At 59.8% G+C, this 5,896-nt stretch carries 6 protein-coding genes; 2 read left to right on the forward strand and 4 right to left on the reverse strand.

The annotated features are described in order from the left end of the window. The coding region (locus WCA53_RS29185) for a nuclear transport factor 2 family protein (protein WP_423919333.1) at positions 1–227 on the forward strand (227 nt) is incomplete at its 5' end. 108 nt (positions 228–335) lie between these two features. On the opposite strand, the gene WCA53_RS29190 is transcribed toward WCA53_RS29185, so the two are convergent. From WCA53_RS29190 to WCA53_RS29200, 3 genes are all read right to left on the reverse strand, one after another. Next, positions 336–1,322, reverse strand: a complete 987-nt coding sequence (locus tag WCA53_RS29190; RefSeq protein WP_423919336.1) for a helix-turn-helix domain-containing protein — start codon at positions 1,320–1,322, stop codon at positions 336–338. A gap of 206 nt (positions 1,323–1,528) precedes the next feature. After that, positions 1,529–2,782, reverse strand: coding sequence for a D-amino acid dehydrogenase (locus tag WCA53_RS29195; RefSeq protein ID WP_423919339.1), 1,254 nt, complete (start codon positions 2,780–2,782; stop codon positions 1,529–1,531). A gap of 450 nt (positions 2,783–3,232) precedes the next feature. After that, positions 3,233–3,910, reverse strand: coding sequence for a methyltransferase family protein (locus WCA53_RS29200; RefSeq protein ID WP_423919344.1), 678 nt, complete (start codon positions 3,908–3,910; stop codon positions 3,233–3,235). A gap of 166 nt (positions 3,911–4,076) precedes the next feature. Here WCA53_RS29200 and WCA53_RS29205 point away from each other — a divergent pair, with 166 nt between their 5' ends. Then, on the forward strand, positions 4,077–4,577 hold the full coding sequence (locus WCA53_RS29205; protein WP_423919349.1) for a lipocalin-like domain-containing protein: 501 nt from the start codon (positions 4,077–4,079) through the stop codon (positions 4,575–4,577). Between the two features lie 42 nt (positions 4,578–4,619). Here the strand turns inward: WCA53_RS29205 and WCA53_RS29210 are convergent. Beyond that, positions 4,620–5,896 (reverse strand): TldD/PmbA family protein (locus WCA53_RS29210; protein WP_423919354.1); only part of this gene is annotated, 1,277 nt, incomplete at its 5' end.

The raw sequence follows: 5,896 nt of genomic DNA on the forward strand, positions 1-5,896 counted from the left end.
ACAAGACTTTCCGTGGCCGCGAGGAGATAACCGGCTTCTTCAAGGCATTTATTGACGGTGCAGACCCGGCGCTCTGGCCAGCGTTCAAGATTACTAGCATGAGCACGGTCGGCAACGTAGCGTACATCGCGTGGGAGGCGAAGCCGTGGGTCACCCTCGCAACGGACACGTTTTTTGTGAAAGACGGGAAGATTGCGGTTCAGACGTTCACTTCTTTTTCGGCCTGAGCGGCAGCTGTGATTGCCGTCCGTCACAACGCGCACATCGTGAATTGAACACATCCACGGCGACCTCGTCCGCATCGACGGCGGTGAAACGCACTGTCGTATTTCAGTCTAACGGGCTGGCAGCGGCGCGTAAGCAGGACCCACGCCCACGGTCCTGCGTACGTCACCCGGAGAGGCGCCGTACTTCTCCTTGAACGCCCGGGAGAAATGGCTGGTCGAATTAAATCCCCAGCGGAACGCAATCTCGGAGATACGTTGCCGGTTGTAGGCGGGGTCCGTCAGCGCCTCCTTGCAGGCGTGCAATCGCCTGTCCAGCACCCACTCGGAAACGGTCATGTCGCTGCGCTGAAACAACATGTGCAGGTAACGCAGCGAAATGTGATTTGCCTCAGCAATGCGGGTCGGACTCAGGTCGTCTTCGTGCAAGTGTCGCAGGATAAAGTCCTGCACGCGCCTGAGCATAGCCGCACTGGCATCGAATGCCGCCGACGGCTGTTGGCCCGACAGCGCTATGCCCAGTAATTCAAGCGTGGACCTGCTGACGGACCCTTGAACGCTCTCGTCAAGCGTTGCGATTTCGTTTGAGAGAGCCAGAAGATGCACAGCTAGCAGCGAGCCGACGCCCGTGCGACTTTCAATTTTGCCTCCGGTCGGAGGCTGTTTGCGCTCGGGTAGCCGTTCTCGCATAACCGACCATGGAATCATCAACGTCACCTTATGCAGGCGCTCAAGAACCTCAAATTCCACCACCTGGTCAGTCGTCCAGACCACGACATCGCCCGATGCGACTTCCACCCCCGAGTCGCCGATCTTGAACCGCTCGCGGCCACCGGTCGTGAGCTGAACACCGACATAGAGTTCGTCATCGTGGCGAACATGTCCGCGCGTGCGCTGCCCCGTACACGGGTCGCAGACCGTTTCGACAATCCCGGCTCCAGCGAAATCGTGCTGCTTGACGTGAGCATAGAACGTCGCAGGAAGACGATGAGGAACCTGCCATTCCCGGTAGCTCGTACTGAGCACGGATTCCCAGGCATCTGTGCGGTCCCCTAAGGGAACATCGGTGGTTGACCATTCGGTCGAGGGATTCTGCACGTCGCGTCTCCTGTCTCCGTCGCGCCGCAGCATTTATTGCGCGCAGCGTGAGCGCACCTCTGGTCGATGAAGGTACATGCGAAGAGGCATCGCCAGCAGTAGGATGTACCCTGTTTCAACCCCAATTTTCTCCTGCGCTATTCGTCTGCCAGCTGAGGCGGTCCCGGCTATCGTCGAGCGAGCCATCACTCTGGTCGGCTGTCCGGTTAGTTCTCGTAGCGACTGACCGCAAAATCGTCGGCAAAGATCGCCGGCGTCGTGCCCGACATCAAATCCGCCAGCAACTGTCCCGAACCGCAGGACATGGTCCAGCCCAGCGTGCCGTGGCCGGTATTAAGCCATAGGCCCCCGATCCTTGTCGGCCCAATAATCGGCGTGCCGTCTGGGGTCATAGGCCGCAGGCCAGTCCAGAAGCTAGCCTGCGTTACGTCGCCAGCATCCGGGAACAGGTCGGTGACAACATATTCCAGCGTCTCGCGCCGCGTCCCGTGCAGTTCCTTGTCGAAGCCCACCAGATTGGCCATGCCACCCACACGAATTCGATCCTCAAAGCGGGTGACTGCGACCTTATAGGTTTCGTCGAGAATGGTCGAGATCGGCGCCTGCGCGGCGCTCGTAATCGGCACAGTGATGGAATAACCCTTTACAGGATAAACCGGAATACTAACCAAACCACGTAGCAGTGCGGTGGAATAGCTGCCCAGTGCAACCACGTAAGCGTCCGCAGTCAATGTTTCGCCGTTGGAACGTACCCCCGTTAGCTTGCCGCCTTCGACTACCAGACTATCGATGCTGCGCTCGAACAGGAACTGCACGTGCTGTCCTCTTGCCATCTCGGCCAGGTTGGTGGTGAACACATGGCAGTCACCGGTTTCATCGCCTGGCAAGCGCAGGCCGCCGACCAGTTTATTCTTCGAGCCTTCAAGCGCCGGTTCGGCGCGAGCCAGTTCGTCGCGCGACAGCAACTCATAAGGCACACCCATTTCCTTCAGGACGTCGATGTCCTTGGCGCTGCCGTCCATTTGCTTTTGCGTGCGAAAAACTTGCAGCGTGCCCTGCTGGCGAGCTTCGTAGGTGATATGGGTATCGTCGCGCAGCGCCATGAAGCAGTCGCGGCTATATTCGGCAAGCCGCACCATGCGCGCCTTGTTGACGGCATAGCGCTTTTTAGTACAGTTAGCGAGCATCTGCGTCAGCCATTGCACCTGGAACAAGGTGCCGTCCGGCTGGAGTGACAGCGGCGGATGCTTCTGCAGTAGCCATTTGACGGCCTTGGCGGGTACGCCCGGCCCGGCCCACGGCGACGCGTAACCCGGTGAAATCTGGCCAGCGTTGCCGAAGCTGGTTTCGAGCGCCACTGCGGGTTGGCGGTCAAGCACCACCACCTCATGGCCGGCGCGCGCCAGATACCACGCGCTCGTGACACCGACCACGCCTGCGCCAAGAATCAAAATTCGCATCAAAGTCTCCTGCGAAAAGACCGCTCATTTCGGGTTCCGATGAACCTGCAAAGTATGGACGATGCCGTGTTTGTTGCGTACAACGGCGTACCCTTGGTTTGCGGGGGCAGCAGGCAGGTAAGGAGGCCGGACTGCGCGCCAGGGGGCCGACGGAATCACGACCTGCCAGTGCGTGAACCACTACGCGCCCAATCCGCTATCGTTCGAGCGTTGTCACGCGTTCGTCGACGCCATCGACGCGCGGCTCACGCGACGCCCGAGAAGGATCAGAAGTTCAAGAAGCACTTACAGGAATATGGGCTGAGTTCGGTCTAGCGGGAATCGACTATGAGCCAACAATTGCTGGTATTTCAGTCACTGTGGGCGATGGAGCGTCGCCACGCCGATGGCCACGAACGCAGACATGATTCGCGAGGTGTGGGGACGTGCCTGACCTCGCCGGTGGCCGCATTACCAAATAAAGGGCACTAAGTGGTAGCGAACCTTTTGGCAATAGTCCGCATAGCCCTCCAGGTTCTTCTGTAAGAACTTTTCTTCGTCGAGCAGCCGCCACATAATTGCTGGAACGACCAGGACAAGCACGAACAGCCCCCACCACGAGTCAAGCGCGAGCGGAATGCCAATCAGTAAGGGAAGCGCACCGCAATACATAGGATGCCTCACGAGCGCATACGGCCCCGTTGAGATGACCACTTGATCCTCGGCTATTTGAATGGTGGAGGCGCCGTAGGTATTGACCTTCAGCACAATAAAGACCAGGAAAAATCCGACCGCGATGAGTGCGTCTCCCGCGAAGGACAGATATGTCGGCACAGGAGACCATGCGAAGCGATGATCGAGCGCGGGGAAAATGAGCAGCGCGAGAAATCCGGTCATCGCAAAGAACATGATGATTTTTTGCGCCGGCTCTTTTTCCGCCGTCGGCCCCGCACGCATGCGTCGTTCGAGGAGCTTCGGGTCTTTCATCGCGAGATAGACTGTGATCGCGGTCGTCGCGACTACAAAGACCGCCATAAAGAGCCAGGCTTGCCAGTAGTCCAAGGTCCCCGCAGGAATGAAAAGCAGCGCCGCCATCGTGGCGGTGCCAAGCAGACTTGAGCGAAGCGCTCGAATGTTCAGGTTGTTCATCGCATGTTCTTCTGTCCCGCATAACGCCGACCGGCGCAAAGCTCTGTCTCGACTTCAGCCCACATATCGCATCGCTCAATCTGCGTCTATAACGCTTAAATGATTACGATGCCGACCGCGTTGCTAAAACTCCATGCTCCAATGCATGGTGGAGAGGGAGAGCACCATGAAACAACTCTTTAAATACCTGACGGCCGTCGCAATGACGACCGCGATGTGCCTCCCGGTATCCACGACCCTCGCACAAACGGCACCCGCGATCGTGGGTTCGTGGACCCTGGTTTCACTGACGGTCAAAAGGAGCGGCAACGCGTTTGAGATTTTGGGCCCTCATCCTCAGGGGCAACTCATTTTTGGCAGCGACGGCCGATACGTTTTGGTTGCGACTCGTGCCGATTTGCCAAAGCTCGCATCCGACGATCAGTTGTCGGGAACGACCGAGCAGAACAAGGCGATCGTCGCAGGGAGCGTGGCGCATTTCGGGACCTATACGGTTGACGAAGCGGGACGCGCCATCATTTTCCATATCCAGAAAAGTAGCTTCGCCAACTGGGACGGCGATGTTCAAACGCGACCGTTCACGCTTATCGGGGACCGATTGACGTATATCACCCCCGGGGTCTTCGGCTACGGTGCCGCGACCGTGGTTTGGCAGCGGGCGAAATAAGCACCTCGTCCGGGCGCAGCGAGGCCGGTCGCGACAGCCCTATTAGAGCGTCAATGCAATGGACCGCAGGAGCCACCCCGGCAGTTTCATACCGCCTGTCGCGCGTTCGCCCCAGGTGTTCTCGCTGAGCAGCAATTCCGGTTGGCTGCCCAGTTGCTCGAGTTCGCTGCCTAGTAACCGATACAAACTGTCGTCGAAGCGCATTGCGTCGACGGGCGCCACGACTTTGCCGTTCTCTACCCAGAAAGTCGCAAAGCGCGTCATGCCGGTTAGCCGGCAATTCATCCGGTCCGAAAAATTCACGTACCAGAGATTGCCGATGTAAAGACCCGTCCCGAGCGCTGCCAGCACATCGTCCTCCGCGAGGTCGCCCCCGGCCATCGACATTGCCGTTGGCGACTCCGAGGCCAATGCGCCGTTTGGCACGAGGCCGTACTCGCGAGCGCTCCGTGCGTCAACGAGTTGGCCGATGCTGCGTCCAAGCCCGACCAGCGGTACGGTTTTGCGTTCGTATCCGTCCTCGTTGAATCCCGGCGTGATGCCGAGTTCAATGTCCTCGGTCAATTCGACGCGGGCATCGAGCGCGACTTCGCCGGCATGAAGCTTGTAGAGCTCCGAGCGTGCGCTCGCCTGACTGCGCGCAGAAAAGCCGCTCCACGACGTCGTACCGAGCAGTTCCTGCACGGCGGCGGGCGCGAGGTACGCGCGATAGTGTCCGGGTGCGAGCACGCGCGGTGTGGCGGACAGGATTGGCAGGCGTGCCGCGGCTAGCTCAAGCTTCGCTGCGAACGCACCGTCGTCCCAGCTTTCGCCCGAGTAGCTGCTCTTGATGGCGCGGCCGCTTGCGTCGTAAAGCGACCAGTTAAAGTTAAAGTTTTCGACTTGGTACCAGCCACGGCTGCCGCTCGATGAGGCGAAGCCACGCGAGAGCGATCCGCCCGCGTAGAAGCCGACGAAGTCCAGTCCCTTCGCCCGTTCAGCGACTGCTCGCGCGAGAGCCGCGGGCTCAGGAAGCGTCCCCGTGCGGCGGATTGACTGCGTCCACGATGAACGATCGACCATCAGGTGCGGATCGTCAGCGGCGTCGCGCAGGCCTTCGCGCAGCGTGGCGAGCGCGCTCGCCACGCTGCCGAAGTCTGCCGCAGGCTCGCCACAGACCGTGAGCGTGGAAAAGGCCTGTCGCTCGCCATCGATGAGCCGCAGCGTCAGCTTGCCCTGCGACACTTGACCGATCTGCCGCACCTTTCCGCCGTTGAACCGAATGAAGTCCGATTGCTCCGCAGCGAGCGAGCTAAGCACGCACTCGTCGCCCCGACGCA

It is taken from the genome of Caballeronia sp. (assembly GCF_049581465.1).
Classification (GTDB): domain Bacteria; phylum Pseudomonadota; class Gammaproteobacteria; order Burkholderiales; family Burkholderiaceae; genus Caballeronia.